This is a genomic window from Actinotalea sp. (assembly GCF_035443605.1).
GTDB lineage: Bacteria > Actinomycetota > Actinomycetes > Actinomycetales > Cellulomonadaceae > Actinotalea.
On sequence record NZ_DAORSQ010000061.1, the window covers coordinates 1 to 16815 of the forward strand.

14 protein-coding genes are annotated in these 16815 nt (G+C 74.9%); 10 read left to right on the plus strand and 4 right to left on the minus strand.

All coding sequences use genetic code 11. The features are described from left to right. From PKY62_RS08275 to PKY62_RS08285, 3 genes are all read left to right on the plus strand, one after another. The coding region (locus PKY62_RS08275; RefSeq protein ID WP_324536235.1) for a sigma-70 family RNA polymerase sigma factor at positions 1–311 on the plus strand (311 nt) is incomplete at its 5' end. 112 nt (positions 312–423) lie between these two features. Next, entirely contained in the window at positions 424–873 is a 450-nt protein-coding gene (locus PKY62_RS08280; protein WP_324536236.1) for a hypothetical protein, read from the plus strand. Next, positions 870–2678, plus strand: coding sequence for a DUF5671 domain-containing protein (locus PKY62_RS08285; protein WP_324536237.1), 1809 nt, complete (start codon positions 870–872; stop codon positions 2676–2678). Before PKY62_RS08280 ends, PKY62_RS08285 begins: the two co-directional genes overlap by 4 nt. On the opposite strand, the gene PKY62_RS08290 is transcribed toward PKY62_RS08285, so the two are convergent. Further along, on the minus strand, positions 2619–3098 hold the full coding sequence (locus PKY62_RS08290) for a DUF456 domain-containing protein (protein WP_324536238.1): 480 nt from the start codon (positions 3096–3098) through the stop codon (positions 2619–2621). The genes PKY62_RS08285 and PKY62_RS08290 overlap by 60 nt on opposite strands. A gap of 88 nt (positions 3099–3186) precedes the next feature. Next, positions 3187–3399: a DUF7455 domain-containing protein gene (locus PKY62_RS08295; RefSeq protein WP_324536239.1), complete on the minus strand. Its 213-nt coding sequence runs from the start codon at positions 3397–3399 to the stop codon at positions 3187–3189. A 154-nt stretch (positions 3400–3553) separates the two neighbouring features. Between PKY62_RS08295 and PKY62_RS08300 the strand changes: the two genes are divergently transcribed. Next, entirely contained in the window at positions 3554–5680 is a 2127-nt protein-coding gene (locus PKY62_RS08300) for a DNA gyrase/topoisomerase IV subunit B (RefSeq protein WP_324536240.1), read from the plus strand. Between the two features lie 52 nt (positions 5681–5732). Beyond that, positions 5733–6761 carry a GNAT family N-acetyltransferase gene (locus PKY62_RS08305; protein ID WP_324536241.1) on the plus strand — a complete coding sequence of 343 codons (1029 nt, stop codon included), beginning with the start codon at positions 5733–5735 and terminating at the stop codon, positions 6759–6761. 22 nt (positions 6762–6783) lie between these two features. Here PKY62_RS08305 and PKY62_RS08310 read toward each other — a convergent pair whose 3' ends face one another. Beyond that, positions 6784–9267 (minus strand): DNA gyrase/topoisomerase IV subunit A, encoded by a 2484-nt coding sequence (locus PKY62_RS08310; RefSeq protein ID WP_324536242.1) that lies wholly within the window; start codon positions 9265–9267, stop codon positions 6784–6786. Positions 9268–9424: 157 nt separating this feature from the next. Here PKY62_RS08310 and PKY62_RS08315 point away from each other — a divergent pair, with 157 nt between their 5' ends. The 4 genes from PKY62_RS08315 to PKY62_RS08330 all read left to right on the plus strand — a co-directional run bounded on the left by PKY62_RS08315 (position 9425) and on the right by PKY62_RS08330 (position 14706). Further along, positions 9425–12205: a bifunctional acetate--CoA ligase family protein/GNAT family N-acetyltransferase gene (locus tag PKY62_RS08315; RefSeq protein WP_324536243.1), complete on the plus strand. Its 2781-nt coding sequence runs from the start codon at positions 9425–9427 to the stop codon at positions 12203–12205. Positions 12206–12296: 91 nt separating this feature from the next. Continuing rightward, entirely contained in the window at positions 12297–12869 is a 573-nt protein-coding gene (locus PKY62_RS08320) for a DUF5998 family protein (protein ID WP_324536244.1), read from the plus strand. After that, on the plus strand, positions 12866–14041 hold the full coding sequence (locus PKY62_RS08325) for an alkaline phosphatase family protein (protein WP_324536245.1): 1176 nt from the start codon (positions 12866–12868) through the stop codon (positions 14039–14041). The genes PKY62_RS08320 and PKY62_RS08325 overlap by 4 nt, the downstream gene beginning before the upstream one ends. A gap of 11 nt (positions 14042–14052) precedes the next feature. Beyond that, positions 14053–14706, plus strand: coding sequence for a thymidine kinase (locus PKY62_RS08330; RefSeq protein WP_324536246.1), 654 nt, complete (start codon positions 14053–14055; stop codon positions 14704–14706). 55 nt (positions 14707–14761) lie between these two features. On the opposite strand, the gene sepH is transcribed toward PKY62_RS08330, so the two are convergent. Beyond that, positions 14762–15871 (minus strand): septation protein SepH, encoded by a 1110-nt coding sequence (gene sepH / locus PKY62_RS08335; protein ID WP_324536247.1) that lies wholly within the window; start codon positions 15869–15871, stop codon positions 14762–14764. Between the two features lie 99 nt (positions 15872–15970). On the opposite strand from sepH, the gene PKY62_RS08340 reads away from it, so the two are divergent. Beyond that, a partial coding sequence (locus PKY62_RS08340) for an inositol monophosphatase family protein (RefSeq protein WP_502875819.1) occupies positions 15971–16815 on the plus strand: 845 nt, incomplete at its 3' end.

Consider the following 16815-nt stretch of genomic DNA (forward strand, 5'->3'; position numbering starts at 1 on the left):
CGCTCGGCGAGGACGGCGACAGCGAGTTCGGCGACCTCATCGAGGACTCCGAGGCCGTGGTGCCCGCCGACGCCGTGAGCTTCACGCTCCTGCAGGAGCAGCTGCACCAGGTGCTGGACACGCTCTCCGAGCGCGAGGCGGGCGTCGTGTCCATGCGGTTCGGCCTCACCGACGGCCAGCCGAAGACCCTCGACGAGATCGGCAAGGTCTACGGCGTGACGCGCGAGCGGATCCGCCAGATCGAGTCCAAGACGATGTCGAAGCTGCGCCACCCGAGCCGCTCGCAGGTGCTGCGGGACTACCTGGACTGAGCGCCCGCTCACCATGCGGCGCGCCGTGTGCGTGCCCTCGGGGCCCCGCTGACCTGCGAGGACGTCGCCCGTTCCCCTGTCGTGGGGCCCCCGGGAGGAGCACAATGGAGTCATGCCGGTCAAGGCGAACGTCGTCCTGACAACTGCGGTCGGCGTCATCGCCGCCGTGGCTGCCGTCGCTGCTGTCGTCGCGGTCCAGCGGGACCCCGTGGCGCTCGATCCCGGGTCGCCCGAGGCGACCGTGCAGGCCTACCTCGGCGCGATCGCGGCAGACGACTACCCCGCCGCCATCGACCAGCTGGCCCAGGACTCCACCTGTGGCCTCCAGGACCTCGTCGCCGCCTACCTGCCCGAGTCGCTCGAGGTGGTCCTCACGGACTCCGAGATCGACGGCAGCGAGGCTGTCGTCACCGTCGAGGTCACCGAGATCCACGGCGAGGGGCCCTTCGACTCCTCCGGCTACGCGCACACCGAGACCCTGCTGCTGCGCGAGGAGGGCGGGCTCTGGCGGCTCACGGGATCCCCGTGGCCGATGTACGGCTGCTCGGGAGGCACCAAGTGATCATCGGCCTGGTCTCGTTGCTCGTCTCGATCGCGCTCCCGATCGTCGTGGTCGTCATGGTCGTCCGATACGTCAACGGGCGGCAGGCCGGGCGCGTCGGCGACGGCCACGGGGTGCGCCGGTTCTTCCAGTACGTCCTGCTTTTCGGCCTGCTCGTGGTGGCCGTCATGGGCATGGTCGACCTGCTCGGCCAGCTCTTCGCACGCGAGACCATCGTCGGCGGTGGCGACGACCTCGCCCGCGCCCTCACCTTCGTGCTCGTCGGCATCCCGATCTTCCTCGTCCTGGCGGCATGGACGCGCCGCACCCACCGCGCCGACCCGGGTGAGGCCCGCTCGCTCGGCTGGGCGGCGTACCTGACGCTCGCGGGGCTCACCGCGGCCGTGGTGAGCGCCACCGCGGTGTACGACGTCGTCGCGGCCGCCCTGGTCGACCAGCGCTTCGACGGTGCGGCACTGGTCCGCCTCGTGGTGTGGGGCGGGGTCTGGGCCGCGCACCGGGTGCTCGGCGAGCGCACGCTGCCCCCGTCGCACCGGGTGCTGCACGTGCTGCTCGGCTCGCTCATCGGCCTGGGGACCTCGATCGTCGGCCTGGTGGCGCTGCTCGCCGCCGCGATCGACGCGCTCGCCGTCCCGCAGCCCGACGTCATCGTGGGCACCGGGGCCGGCCTGGGGTACGCCGCTGCCGTGCTCGCCGCCGGCGTGCCACTGTGGGTCGCGTACTGGCTGCTGCGCCTCGGCCGGACGCCGGGCACTGCCCTGTGGCTGGCCTACGTCCTCGTGGTGGGGGTCGGGGTCTCCACCGTGATGACGGTCGCCGGGGCCAGCGTGGTGCTGTACCGCGTGCTGGTGTGGTTCCTCGGCGACCCGCCGACCACGGACCCGGCCGCCTACCTCCAGGGCACCACCGCGGCGATCGCCGTGGCGGTGGTCGGTGCGATCAGCTGGTGGTACCACCGCGAGCTGCTGGCCGACCACGCGGTGGCGGAGCGCACCGAGGTCACCCGGATCTACGAGTACCTGCTGTCCGCCGTGGCGCTGCTCGCCGCGGCCGTCGGCGTGGCGCTCGTCGTCGTGGCCCTCGTGCAGGCCGTCGCCCCGGCGTCCGGCCTCATCGTCACGACGTCGGTCGTCAACGCCGTGCTGGCCGCCGTGACCCTGCTGGTCGTCGGGGGGCCGCTGTGGTGGGCCTACTGGCGGCGCATCGAGCGCGCGGCGACCGCGGATCCCGTGGGCGAGGCGACGTCGCCCACCCGCCGGGTGTACCTCTTCGTCCTGTTCGGCGTCGCGGGTGTCGTGGCCGTGGTCGTCGTGCTCGTCGCCGTGTTCGTCCTCATCGAGGACGCCCTCGGCGACGGGATCGGGGCGGCGACCCTGCGCGACATGCGCGTGCCGCTGGGCATGCTCCTCGCCGCCGGGGCAATCTCCGGGTACCACTGGCTGGTCTACCGCGCCGATCGTCGGCTCACGCCGTCCGCGCCAGAGCGGCGCGGTCCGCGGCAGGTGCTGCTCGTCGGGCCGCGCGACGACGCACTCGCGGACGCCGTGCGGCGGGCGACCGGCGCACGGGTCGAGGGCTGGGTGGCCGACGGTCCGCCGTGGCAGGCCGACGTGGTGCTGGCGGCGCTCGCCGCCGCCTCCCAGGAGCAGGTGCTCGTGGTGTCCGGTGCAGGGGGGACCCAGGTGGTCGGGGCCGGGGCGCAGCTCAGGCCCGCCATGCCCGGCACGCCCGTCGGTGCGGGGGCGTCAGCCGCCGACGCCGGCGATCACCGCGACCAGCCACGTGCCGGCGGCGAGCAGGGCTAGGCCGAGCTCGAGCAGCATCCCGAGTCCGGTCGCCTTGAGCGCGACCCAGGCCGAGTCGCGCGCCCGCGCCACGTCCCGCAGCCGCAGGTACTCCATGCCGAACAGGCCGAGCGGGAAGAAGAGCAGCAGGCCGACGACCGGCACCAGGAAGAACCCGACGATGCCCACGAGGCCCGCCACCAGCAGCGAGGTGCGCGGCACGCCGGCGGCGGCGACGCGACGGCCGGCCACCACGTAGGTCACCACCGCACCGACGGCGAGCAGCACGGCAGCGACGGCGAAGACCGCCCACGCGCCGGGCGTGCCGGCGCCGAACGCCCAGACGAGGACGGCGACGCCGATGAGCAGGGAGCCCGGCAGTGCTGGCACGACGATCCCGACGAGTCCGACGAGGATCGCCAGCCCGACGAGCAGGGTCAACGCGTCGACGGGGTCACCTCGGTGAGGGGTCGGGGCATCGGGTCAACGCAGCTGGCCTGACCGCAGCGGGCCTGACCGCAGCGCGGCCTCACCGCAGCGCGGCGCCGTGCTCCTCGGCCAGCCGGTCCGTCTCGTCCTGGACGTGCACGGCGACGTCGGCGAGGGCCGAGGCGTGGCGCCGGGCGTGGTGGCCGCAGAAGAGCAGCTCACCGGTGGGCAGGACGACCCGGAGGTACGCCTGCGCACCGCAGCGGTCGCAGCGGTCGGCTGCGGTCAACGGGGAGGTCGTCGTCGTGGTCACCTCTCCATGTAACCATCCGCGGGCCGTAACGGCGCTACCGCGAGCGGGTGGTTCGCTCACCGCGTAGTCGGCCGGTCGGGCCCGAGAAGCCCGAGCAGGGGTGCGCGGAGAGCCTGCCGGGGTGTGTCACCGACGACGTCTACGCTCGGGCACCGTGACCAGCACGCTGTCCGAGTCGAGCTACACCGCCCGCCACCTGTCCGTCCTCGAGGGACTCGAGGCGGTGCGCAAGCGTCCCGGCATGTACATCGGCACCACCGACTCGCGCGGGCTCATGCACTGCCTGTGGGAGATCATCGACAACGCCGTCGACGAGGCGCTGGGCGGGCACTGCACCCGGATCGACGTCGTGCTCCACGCGGACTCCTCGGTCGAGGTGCGCGACGACGGCCGCGGCATCCCCGTGGACGTCGAGCCGAAGACGGGGCTGTCCGGCGTCGAGGTGGTCTTCACCAAGCTGCACGCCGGCGGCAAGTTCGGCGGCGGCTCGTACGCGGCGTCGGGCGGGCTGCACGGGGTGGGCGCGAGCGTCGTCAACGCGCTCTCGGCGCGGCTGGACGTCGACGTCGACCGCGGTGGCAAGACCCACCGGATGACCTTCCACCGGGGCGAGCCCGGGACGTTCGCCGACCGCGGCACGCCCAGCCCCGAGTCCCCGTTCAGCCCGTTCGTCGACGCGTCGGAGCTGAGGGTCGTCGGCAAGGTGGCCCGCGGCCGCACCGGGACGCGCGTGCGGTACTGGGCGGACCCGCAGGTCTTCCCCAGGACGGCCGTGTTCTCCTACGACGAGCTCGTGGCCCGCGTGCGCCAGACGACGTTCCTCGTGCCGGGGCTCAAGGTCTCCGTGCGCGACGAGCGCGGGCTGCCGGGCACGCCTGGCGCAGACGGCCCGCACGAGGAGACCTTCGTGCACCACGGCGGCACCGTCGACTTCGTCGACTTCCTCGCTCCGGACGCCCCGCTGACCGACACCTGGCGGCTGACCGGCACCGGCAGCTTCACCGAGACGGTCCCCGTGCTTGACGGTCGCGGCCACCTCGTCTCGCAGGAGGTCGCGCGCGAGTGCGAGGTCGATGTCGCGCTGCGCTGGGGCACGGGGTACGAGACGGAGATGCGCACCTTCGTCAACATCATCTCCACGCCCAAGGGCGGCACGCACCTGGCGGGCCTGGAGCAGGCGCTCGTCAAGACCCTGCGCAAGCAGATCGAGCTCAACGCCCGCCGGCTGAAGATCACCGCCAAGGACCAGGGCGACCGCATCGAGAAGGACGACATCCTCGCGGGCCTCACGGCCGTGCTCACGGTGCGCCTCGCCGAGCCGCAGTTCGAGGGCCAGACCAAGGAGGTGCTCGGCACCGGCCCCGTGCGCGGCATCGTCGCCAAGGTGGTCGAGACCGAGCTCACCGCGCTGCTCACCTCGCCCAAGCGGGACCTCAAGACCCAGGCCTCGCTGGTCCTCGACAAGGTGGTCGCGGAGATGCGCGCGCGCCACTCCGCACGCAAGCAGAAGGAGATCTCCCGGCGCAAGAACGCGCTGGAGACCTCCGCGCTGCCGGCCAAGCTCGCCGACTGCCGCAGCGACGACGTCGAGCGCAGCGAGCTCTTCATCGTCGAGGGGGACAGCGCGCTGGGCACGGCCAAGCTCGCGCGGTCCTCCGACTTCCAGGCCCTGCTGCCCATCCGCGGCAAGATCCTCAACGTCCAGAAGGCGTCGATCTCCGACATGCTGCGCAACGCGGAGTGCGCAGCCATCATCCAGGTGATCGGCGCAGGCTCGGGGCGCAGCTTCGACCTCGAGGGGGCGCGCTACGGCAAGGTGGTGCTGATGACCGATGCCGACGTCGACGGCGCGCACATCCGGACGTTGCTGCTGACGCTCTTCTTCCGCTACATGCGCCCCCTGGTGGACGCCGGTCGAGTGTTCGCCGCGGTCCCGCCGCTGCACCGGGTGGAGCTCGTCGGCGCCGGCTCGCGGGTCAGCGAGTACATCTACACCTACTCGGAGGCCGAGCTCACCGCCACGCTGCGCCGGCTCGACAAGGCAGGCAAGCGCTACAAGCCCGACATCCAGCGCTACAAGGGCCTGGGGGAGATGGACGCCGACCAGCTGGCCGAGACGACCATGGACCCGCGCCACCGCACGCTGCGCCGGGTGACCGCCGACCACGCCGCCGCCGCCGAGAACGTCTTCGAGCTGCTCATGGGCTCCGAGGTCGCGCCGCGCCGCGACTTCATCGTCGCCGGCGCCGGGCAGCTCGACCGGGCCCACATCGACGCGTGAGCCCGCGCACCCCACGGTCCCCGGCGACCCGCCGATCGCCTAGGTTGGTCCCGTGAGCACGCCAGAGCCGATCGCCGTCCGGGCCGATGCGCCCGCGGTGCTCGACCTGCCGCCGGCCCACCTCGAGCTCACCTGGCGACCGCTCCAGGCGCGCGACGCCGAGGAGCTCTTCGCCCTCATCCAGGCGGTCGAGGACGCAGACCGGGCCCCGCAGCGCACCTCGGCCGCCGAGGTCGCCGAGATGTTCGAGGGCAGCTGGAAGGACCTCCAGGCCGACACCCTCGGTGGCTACGACGCCGCCGGCACCCTGCGGGCCTACGCGTTCGTCGAGGTGAGGCCGGGCGACAGCCGCACGGTCCGCGCCTTCCTGTCCGGCGGGGTCCACCCCGCGTGGCGCGGTCGTGGCCTGGGCCGGGCGGTGCTGGCCTGGACCGAGGGTCGCGGGCGCCAGAAGCTCGCCGAGTCGGGCAAGGACCTCCCGGCCCGCCTGGCGACGTTCGTCGACGAGCAGGCGCGCGACCACCGCCGGCTCTACGCCGCAGCGGGCTTCAGTCCCATCCGCTGGTACACCGACATGCGGCGCGACCTCGCGCTCGAGGTGCCGCGGATCGCCGTGCCCCGCGGCGTGCAGGTGGTCCGCTGGACCCCGGAGCTCGACGACGCCACCCGCGCGGCGCACAACGCCGCCTTCACCGACCACTGGGGGACCGAGCCGCAGACCGCCGAGTCGTGGCGCCACGAGGCGCACTTCGCGCCCTCGTGGAGCTTCGTCGCCCTGGACCGCAGCGCGGCAGAGCCGACGGTCGTCGGATACCTGCTGTCCTCGCGCTACGAGCAGGACTGGGCCGTCCAGGGCTACACCTGCGGGTACACGGACCTGCTGGGCGTGCGCCGCGAGTGGCGCGGCCAGGGGCTCGCCGGGGTGCTGCTCGCACGGGCGATGAACGCGTACAAGCGCAGCCGCATGCAGTACGCGTGCCTCGGGGTCGACACCGCCAACCCGACCGGCGCGCACGGCCTGTACAGCCGGATGGGCTACGAGGCCACGCACGGCTCGGTGCTCTACAGCGTCGAGATCTGACCCGCGGGCCCCGTGGGCACCGTCAGCCGACGGCGTGCACCGGTGCCGCGAGCGGGGTCCCCGAGCCGTCCCGGCGCGGGTCGGCCGGCGGCAGGTCGATCCGCTGGCCGGCCGAGCCGGCGGCCCTGGCGGGGGCCGGACCCACCCAGGCCAGCAGCAGCGAGTCCTCCCCGCGCAGGAAGCGCTGGGCACGCACGCCGCCGGTCGCGCGGCCCTTGCCGGGGTAGACGGCGAACGGCGAGACCTTGGCCGAGCCCGGCTGGGTGCCCGGCAGCGCATCCCCAGCGCCGGCGATCGTCACGACCACCGCGCCGCCCGGCGCGCCGTCCGCCGTCGCGGCGATCACGGCGGGCAGGGAGCCGAAGAACACCGCACGCGCACCCGCCGCGAGGCTGATCCCCGCCATGCCGCCGGCCGGGCGGCCCTGCGGGCGCACGGCCGAGGCGGGGAAGTGCAGCAGCTGGGCGTCGGAGGAGACGAAGACGAGCTCGTCGTCCTCGGCAACGCTCACCGCGCCGACCACCTCGTCGCCGGCCTTGAGCCCGATGACCTCCCAGGCGTCCCGGTTCGGCGCGGCCTCGGCCGCGACGCGCTTGACCACGCCGCCGGCCGTTCCCAGCGCGAGCGTCGGGGCGTCGGCGCCCAGTCCCACCAGGGCCAGCACTCGCTCACCCGGCTCCAGGGCGAGGACCTCGCCGAGCGGTACGCCCCCGGACAGGCTGGGCGGACCGTCGGTGGGCGGCAGGGTGGGCAGGTCGAGCACCGGCAGGCGCAGCACGCGGCCGCGCGACGTCACGGCGCCGATCTCCGCGCGCGTGGACGTCGCGAGCGTCGAGGCGACGACGTCGTGCGCCGAGCGCCGCCCGTCCCGCAGGGGTGCGACGTCGTCGGACGTGCGGGCCAGCAGCCCCGTGCCGGACAGCAGCGCCCAGCAGGGCGCGTCGACGATCTCCAGTGGGGTTGCCCCCGCCCGGGGCGCCGGGGCACCCACCACGCCGGCACCGCCCGCATGCTCCAGCAGGATGGTGCGCCGGGGCGTCCCGAAGGTGCGCGCGACGTCCGCCATCTCCTCGCTGACGACGGAACGCAGGCGCGCGTCGTCGCCCAGCACGGCCTCGAGCTCCGCGATCTGCGCGCGCAGCTCCTCCGACTCCTTCTCCAGCTCGATCCGGGAGAACTTGGTCAGCCGGCGCAGGCGCAGCTCGAGGATGTACTCGGCCTGGACCTGCGACAGGTCGAAGACGGTCTGCAGCCGCTCGCGAGCCGTCTCCGCGGTGTCCGACGCCCGGATCACCTGGATGACCTCGTCGATGTCGACGATCGCCACGAGCAGGCCCTCGACGAGGTGCAGCCGGGCGCGGCGCTGGGCCAGGCGGTGCTCGGAGCGGCGGCGGACCACCGTGAGCCGGTGCTCCACCCACACGACGAGCAGCTCGCGCAGGCCAAGGGTGCGGGGCTGTCCGTCGACGAGCGCCACGTTGTTGATGCCGAACGAGTCCTCCATCGGCGTGTAGCGGTAGAGCTGCTCGAGCACGGCGTCGGGGTTGAAGCCCGTCTTGACCTCGATGACCAGGCGCAGCCCGTGCTCGCGGTCCGTGAGGTCGAGCGCGTCGGAGATCCCGGAGAGCTTCTTGGACTGCACGCCCTCCTTGATCTTCTCGATGACCTTCTCCGGGCCCACGAGGTAGGGCAGCTCCGTGATGACGATGCCCTTGCGCTTGGCCGTGACGTTCTCCACCCGCGCCGTCGCCCGGGTGCGGAACGAGCCGCGCCCGGTGCGGTAGGCGTCCCGCACCCCGTCCAGCCCGACGATCTTCCCGCCGGTCGGCAGGTCGGGCCCGGGGACGAACCGCATGAGGTCCTCGAGCGTCGCGTCCGGGTGGGCCACCAGGTGCCGGGCCGCCGCGACGACCTCGACGAGGTTGTGCGGGGCCATGTTCGTCGCCATGCCCACGGCGATGCCGCTGGCGCCGTTGACCAGCAGGTTGGGGATCGCCGCCGGCAGCACCTCGGGCTGGGTGAGCTTGTTGTCGTAGTTCGGCACCAGGTCGACGACGTCCTCGTCGAGGCTCGCCACCATGGCCATCGCGGCGGCTGCGAGGCGGGCCTCGGTGTACCGGGGGGCCGCCGGGCCGTCGTCGAGCGAGCCGAAGTTGCCGTGGCCGTCGACCATCGGCAGCCGCAGCGAGAACGGCTGGGCCATCCGCACCATGGCGTCGTAGATGGCGGTGTCGCCGTGGGGGTGCAGCTTGCCCATCACCTCGCCGACCACGCGCGCGCACTTGACGTGGCTGCGGTCGGGCCGCAGGCCCATGTCGGCCATCTGGTAGAGGATCCGGCGCTGCACGGGCTTGAGGCCGTCCCGGGCGTCCGGCAGGGCGCGGGCGTAGATGACCGAGTACGCGTACTGGAGGAAGGAGCCCTCCATCTCCGCCGCGACGTCGATGTCGACGATCGTCTCGTGGACCTCCTCGGGGACCTCGGTGGGTCCGGTGCGGCGGGCCATCGGCGGGTGCGCTCCTCGGGATCGGTCTGCGGCGGGCGGCCCCGCCGTCCGCGGGGGCGCTCCATTGTCCCCGTCGGCCGCCGCCGGACCGCGGCGACGCGCCAGCGGCCGCCCGCCGGCACCCGCCCGCCGGCGGGCGGGCCGATAGCCTGGGCCGGTGGCTCCCGACGAGACCGTGAGCGGCTATCCCACCCGGTGGGAGGCCGACGTCGTCCTGCGCGACGGTGCCACGCTCCACGTGCGCCCCATCCGGCCCGGCGACGCCGCCGCGCTCCAGGAGTTCCACGTCGGCCAGTCGGAGCGCTCGATCTACTTCCGGTTCTTCGCGCCGCTCGAGCGCCTGCCGGACCGGGACCTCGCCCACTTCACGCACGTCGACCACGACGACCGCGTCGCTCTCGTTGCGGTCTCTGGCGACGAGGTCGAGCGGATCATCGCGGTGGGTCGGTACGACCGCACGGTGCCAGGCGAGGCCGAGGTCGCCTTCAACGTCGGCGACGAGCACCACGGGCGGGGGATCGGCTCGGTGCTCCTGGAGCACCTCGTCGCGGCCGCCCGTGAGCGCGGGATCCGCCGGTTCACGGCCGAGGTGCTGCCCTACAACTCCGCGATGATCGGCGTGTTCCGGGAGGCGGGCTTCGCCGTCAGCCAGGTCCTTGAGGACGGCATCCTCACGGTCTCGTTCGACATCGACCCCACCGAGCGGTCGTTGGCCGTCATGGCGGACCGGGAGCAGCGGGCCGAGGCGCGCAGCGTGCACGGGCTGCTGACCCCGCGCTCGGTGCTCGTCGTCGCCGAGGGCGGCGGCCAGCACCTCGAGCTGGCGCGGGCGGCCGCCACCCACCTCGCCGCTCGCCCGGACCCGGCCGGTGGTCCCCGGGCGCACGACGGCGGCCCCGTGGTGCACGCCGTCGGCCTCGAGGTCGACGGCGTCACGACGTGGCCGGACCTCTCCGCCGTCCCCGGCCCCGTCGACCTGGCGGTGCTCGCGGTCCCGGCGCACCACGGTGCCGCGGTGGTCCGTCGGTGCGCCGCTCTGGGCGCGCGCGCCGTCGTCGTGCTCTCGAGCGGGTTCGCCGAGACGGGGCCCGTGGGGCTGGCGCACCAGCGTGACCTCGTGCGCGCGGCCCACGCCGCCGGGATGCGCGTGCTCGGCCCGGCCACCTACGGGTTCCTGCGCCGGGGCACGGAGGACGAGCCCACCGTCAACGCCTCGCTCGCGGCCACGATGCCCCCGCCGGGCCGGCTGGCGCTGTTCTGCCAGTCCGCGCCGCTGGCGGTCGGGCTGCTGGCCTCGGCGCGCCGCCGCGGGCTGGGCCTGTCGACCTTCGTCTCCTCGGGCAACCGCGCGGACGTCTCCGGCAACGACGTCATGCAGTTCTGGGGGCAGGACGAGGCCACCGACGTCGTGGGGCTGTACGTCGAGTCGATCGGCAACCCGCGCAAGTTCGCCCGCGTGGCGCGCCGGCTGGCGACGACCAAGCCCGTCGTGGTGCTCACCGCCGGGCGCTCGGGCCACGTCATCCCCGCCGGGCACGCGGTGCGGCTGACCCGCGTGCCGCGCCGCGCCCTGGACGAGATGCTGCGCCAGTCCGGCGTCATCCGCGTGGAGAGCCAGCACCAGCTGCTCGACGTCGCCCAGCTGCTGGTCCACCAGCCGTTGCCGACGGGGCGCCGCGTCACCGTGCTCGCGGGGTCGGAGCCGTTGGCGGCGCTCGCGGCCGAGGCCAGCGTGTCCGCCGGGCTCACGGTGGGCGACCAGCGCGCGATCCTGCCCGAGGGCGGGCACACCGACGCCGACCTGGAGCGGCTCGACGCCGAGCTCGCGGCCGTCTACGCGGACCCCTCGTGCGACGCCGTCGTCGTGGTGCACGTGCCGACCGTCGGCGAGCCGGACGAGCGTGTCGCCCGGGCCGTGGCGCGCGCCGCCGCGGCGTCGGGGCGGACCACCGTCGCGTGCATCCTGGGCCTCAGCGGCGTCACCGACGAGCTCACCGCCCCCGACGGCCTCGGCCGACAACGGACGGTCCCCGCGTACGCTGCGCCCGAGGACGGCGTCCTCGCGCTCGCGGCCGCGGTGCGCTACGCCGCGTGGCGGGCGGCCGACCACGGGCACCCGCTGGCGCCCGATGGCATCGACCGCGCGCGGGCCCGGCGCCTCGTGCGCGCCGTGCTGGGCCCGGCACCCGCGCCCGGCTCGTCGGCCCCGGAGCCCGCGGCCGCCGGCGAGGCTGCAGACCCGTCGGTGCGTCCCCCCGTGGGGGTCACGCTCACGGCCGAGCGCGCCGCGGCGCTGCTCGCCTGCTACGGGATCACGGTGTGGCCCACCGTCACCGTGCACGACGCCATCGACGCCACCCGTGCGGCCGAGCTGCTCGGCTGGCCCGTGGTGCTCAAGACCTCCGCACCCGCGCTGCGCCACCGGATCGACCTGGGCGGGGTGCGCCTGGACCTGGGCGGCCGGGAGGCGCTGCTCGAGGCCATGGTCCAGATGCGCCAGCAGCACGGTGGCGACGCCGGGCCGTACGAGGTCCAGCGCATGGCACCGGCTGGGGTCGCCTGCGTCATCCGCTCCAGCGAGGACCCGCGGTTCGGGCCGGTGGTCTCCTTCGGTCTCGCCGGGGACGCCGTCGACCTGCTCGGCGACGTCAGCCACGGGGTGGCACCGCTCACGGACGTCGACGTCGCGGAGATGGTCCGCTCGGTGCGCGCCGGGTCGCGCCTGTTCGGCTACCGGGACCAGCCCGCGATGGACGTCGCGGCGCTCGAGGACGTGCTCGGCCGGGTGGCGGTCATGGCCGACGACCTGCCGGAGCTGCGCAGCCTCTCCCTGCACCCGGTGGTGGTCGGCGAGCACGGCGCGGCGGTGCTGGGGGCGGAGGTCGAGCTCGCCGAGGCCGGCCGGGTGGACGGCGCCCGGCGCGTGCTGCCCCAGTAGGCGCGCCGCCCGGGTGCCACCGGGCACGTCGCGCCGGGACCGCACGGCCCGCGATGGCGCCCGGTACGGCGATCGGTGGAAGGATGTCCCGGTGCCCGGAACGACGAAAGACCTGCGACGCAGCCTGCACCACGCGGGGTACTACCCCGAGCTCGTCAGCGACGTCCTCGACGTCGCCCTGGCCGGCGAGGACGTGCTCGCACACCTCGTCCACCCGGAGACGACCTTCGACACCGAGCTGCGTCGCCACGTCACGGTCCTCGTGCTGACGCCGTCGCGCCTGGTCCTCGCGCACGTCGACGACCACCCGGCCGACAGCGAGCACCCCTCGGCGAGCGCCTCGGCGACCACGGAGTCCGTCCCGCTGCGCCACCTGCACACCGTCGCGCTGACGCACGTCGTCCCGGTCCCGGCGCAGCACCGCGCCGGTGCCGTCCCCGTGGAGCTGACCCTGGCCCTCGGCTGGGGGGCGGTCCGCCGGATCGACCTCGAGCCCGCGGCGTGCGGCGACCCCGCGTGCGACGCCGACCACGGACTCACGGGCACCTCGGCGCCGGACGACGTCGTCGTGCGCGTCTCCGCCGAGGCCGAGGGCGCCGAGGCCGTGCGCGCCGCGGTCGCCTTCGCCCGCACGCTGTCCGCCGCGACCGCCCAGGCCCGGTGACCGGCGCGCTCGCCCATGCCGTGGCGGCCGCCGGACTGGTCGTCCCGGACTACGGGGGACGGTGCCTGGACCGCGTGCTGCCCGCGGTCGCCGACGCCGTCGGCGCAGCGCTGCCCGAGCCCCTCGCCGCCGAGGCGGCCGCCGCGCGCGCCCGGCTGGGACTGCCCGCGGCCCGCCGCGTGTGCGTGGTCCTCGTCGACGGCCTCGGCGACCGGATGCTGCGCGAACGGCTCGGCCATGCGCCGTTCCTGCGCCGCGCGCTCGAGACCTCCCGCGTGCTCACCGCCGGCTACCCGTCGACCACGGCGACCTCGATGGGCCTGTTCGGCACGGGCTGCGGGGCCGGCCGCACCGGCCTCGCGGGCTACACCGTCCGCAACCCGCAGACGGGCGCCCTCGCCAACCTCGTCAGCTGGGACGGCGCGGGTGCCCCCGAGGCGTGGCAGCGGGAGCCCACCTGGTTCGCCCGGATCGCCGCGACCGGCGTGCCCGTCACCTCGGTCGGCCCGCCCACGTTCGACGGGTCGGGCCTGACCCGCGCCGCGCTGAGCGGCGGCACCTACGTCGCCGCGGAGCGCCTCGAGGACCGCGTCGACGCCGCGCTGTTCGAGCTCGCGGCCCCCGGGGTCGTCTACCTCTACTGGGGCGACGTCGACAAGACCGGCCACCAGCTCGGCTGGCAGTCGCGCGAGTGGTCCGACGCGCTGGCCCACACCGACCGCGAGCTGGGCCGCCTGGCACGCTCGCTGCCGCGCGACACGCTGCTGCTCGTCACGGCCGACCACGGCATGGTCGACGTGGACCCGGCCCTGCTGGTCGACGTCGCGACGACGACCACCCTGCGCCGCGGCGTCGAGCTCATCTCCGGCGAGCCGCGCGCCACCCATGTGCACGTCGCCGCCGGGCAGACCGACGCCGTCGCCCAGCGGTGGCGTGCGCGGCTGGGCGACGATGCCGTCGTGGCGACCAGGGCCGAGGCGATCGAGGCGGGCTGGTTCGGGCCGGTGAGCGCGCACGTGGAGCCCGTCATCGGCGACCTCGTCGTCGCGGCGACGGGGCGGGCGGGCGTCGTGGACTCGCGCACCCAGACCCCGCACTCCATCGCGCTGCGCGGGATGCACGGTTCGCTCACCCCGGGGGAGATGCTCGTGCCCCTCGTCGTCGTCGCCTGAGGGAGGCCGTCATGGCGGAGCTGGTGTTCTTCAGCGGGACGATGGACTGCGGCAAGTCCACGCTCGCGCTGCAGATGGACCACAACCACGCGGTGCGCGGCCGCGGCGGGGTGCTGTTCACCCGCAACGACCGGGCCGGCGTCGACGTGCTGTCCTCGCGGCTCGGCCTGCGGCACGCCGCGGTGGAGGTCACCGACGGCACCGACTTCTGGGACGACGTCGTCCAGCGCCGCACGCGCGGGGAGCGCGTGGACTACCTCGTGTGCGACGAGGCCCAGTTCTACAGCACGGCCCAGGTGGAGCAGCTCGCGCAGCTGGTCGACGAGATGGGCGTGGACGTCTACGCCTTCGGCATCACCGCCGACTTCCGCACCCGGCTGTTCCCCGGCTCTGCCCGCCTCATCGAGCTCGCCGACCGCGTGGAGGTGCTCCAGGTCCAGGCCCTGTGCTGGTGCGGTGCGCGCGCCACGCACAACGCGCGCACCGTGCACGGGCAGATGGTCGTCGAGGGCGAGCAGGTGGTGGTCGGGGACACGAACGCCGCGCAGGCCGTCGGCTACGAGGTGCTGTGCCGGCGCCACCACATGCGCCGGATGACCGTGGCCGTGGCACGGGCAACGGCCTCCAGCCCCGACACGCTGTGGTCCGAGGCCGGCGGGCGCTGAGGCGCGTCGGCAGGCGTCGAGCAAGACCCGCCGGGCGGTGGCGGGGGAGGGGTCGCTACTCCGGCTTGGCGCCGAAGACGATCTCGTCCCAGCTCGGCACGCTGGCCCGGCCCTTGCGGGGCTTGGCCCTTGCCGGGGCGGCGGTCTCCAGCGCCGTCACGGCGACGGGGCCGGACGCGGCGGGGACGTCGTCGTGGACGGTCGCCGGTGCGCCACGGTGCGACCGGTCGGTCGGCATGGTGAGCACCTGCGCGTCGGTCGCCAGGTCCGGCCGGGAGGCCGGCGGGTGGGCCGCGGGGATCGCGGCGGGCGTGGTCAGTCCCGGGAGGTCGAAGTCGAAGGCGTGCTGGGGGCCGAAGCCCTCGAACTCCTCGCCGTCCTCGTCGTCGTCGGACTCCTCGAGCGGCTGGCGCACGCCGCGACGGTCGGCGAGGTCGTCCAGCAGGGCGTGCGTTGCCTCGTCCGGGTCGGGCTCAGGGGCGGCCTGCAGGGCGGGCTGGTCGACCGACGCGAGCACCGGCCGCAGCGCGTCGTCGACCTCGACGTCGAAGACGGTGCTGCGCACGGCGGCGAGGTGCCGGCGCGGGATGGGCTCGTCGGACAGGTCGGTCTCGGACAGCCACCGCGCCTCGTCGTCGTTCGCCCGCACCGAGCGGTTGGCCTGGTCGAAGGTCCAGCGCGCCGAGCGCTCGTCGTCGCCGACCTCGAAGGTCACCTCGACGGTCCACGGGCCCGACATGCCGCGGGACGCGTCCCACCCGACGGTCGATGGCGCGACGCCACGCGTGGCGAGGCGGTCGGTGACGAGGTCGCCGAGCGACGGCGCGCCGGGGTCGCGACCGATCCGGGTGGCGCGCGCCTGGGTGGCGACCCACGCGCGCTCGGCGAGCACGGGACCCTCGTAGCGGCGCACGATCTCGACGGGCACCCCGCTCTCGGCCGCGACGTCCTCGGCGCTGGCACCCGCTCGGATGCGCGACTGGATCTCGCGCGGCGGCAGCACCCCGGTGACCTCGGCGCGCACCTGTTCGAGCTGGGGGCGGTCGCGGCGCACGGCCGCGCGCAGGGAGTCGTCGATGGGCAGGCGGAACCGCTGCCCGTCCGCCCCCTCCAGGACCACGTGCTCCCGGTCGTCGTGCAGCCCCACCAGCTTGAGCTCGCTCATCGGCACCTCCTCACGGCTGGGACGAGCGTGCCACCTCGGCCCGCGCCCGCCCGGGAGGCGCCCCGGTGTGCCGCGCACCAGGTGCGGCAGGATGGTGCCGTGACCGCACCCAGCCCGCTCGGCAGCCCCGAGCTCGTCCTCGCCCTGCAGGACCTCGCCGAGCGGATGGCGCGCCGGGCCGGCGCCCTGGTCCGCGACGGCCGACCGGACCGCGTGGCCGTCGCGGCGACCAAGTCCAGCGCCGTCGACGTCGTCACGGCGATGGACCTGGCGGCCGAGGAGCTGCTGCGCGCGATGATCACCGCCGAGCGGCCGGACGACGCCGTGCTCGGCGAGGAGGGCGGCCTGACGGGCGGCACCAGCGGCGTCACCTGGGTGCTCGACCCGATCGACGGCACGGTCAACTACCTCTACGGGATCCCGGCCTACTCCGTGAGCGTCGCCGCCGTCACCGGGCAGCCCGACCCGGCCACGTGGACCGTCCTGGCAGCGTGCGTGCACGCCGTGGCCGACGGGCGCACGTGGACCGCCGGCCGCGGCACCGGGGCCTTCCTCGACGGCGTGCCCGTCGCGGTCAACGACGCCAGGCCGCTCGCCGAGTCGCTCGTCGGGACCGGGTTCGGCTACACGGTCGACCGGCGGCGTGCCCAGGGTCGCGTGGTGGCGTCCCTGCTGCCCCAGGTGCGCGACATCCGGCGGATGGGCTCCGCGGCGATGGACCTGTGCACGCTCGCCACGGGCGGGCTCGACGCGTACTACGAGCGGGGGCTCAGCCCGTGGGACCTCGCGGCGGCCTCGCTCGTCGCCACGGAGGCCGGCGCGTCCGTCACCGGGCTGCGCGGCCGTGCCGCCGGGACCGAGATGACGGTCGCCGGGCCGCCCGCGACCGTCACGGCGCTGGTGCGCCTGCTCGAGGAGCAGGACGCCGACACCGACCGCCCCTG

Bases quoted from the DNA above. Each gene is read 5' to 3' on its own strand.
- PKY62_RS08330 (WP_324536246.1), top strand. From the start codon at position 14,053: ATGGCGGAGCTGGTGTTCTTCAGCGGGACGATGGACTGCGGCAAGTCC.
- PKY62_RS08310 (WP_324536242.1), bottom strand. From the start codon at position 9,267: ATGGCCCGCCGCACCGGACCCACCGAGGTCCCCGAGGAGGTCCACGAG.
- sepH (WP_324536247.1), bottom strand. From the start codon at position 15,871: ATGAGCGAGCTCAAGCTGGTGGGGCTGCACGACGACCGGGAGCACGTG.
- PKY62_RS08280 (WP_324536236.1), top strand. From the start codon at position 424: ATGCCGGTCAAGGCGAACGTCGTCCTGACAACTGCGGTCGGCGTCATC.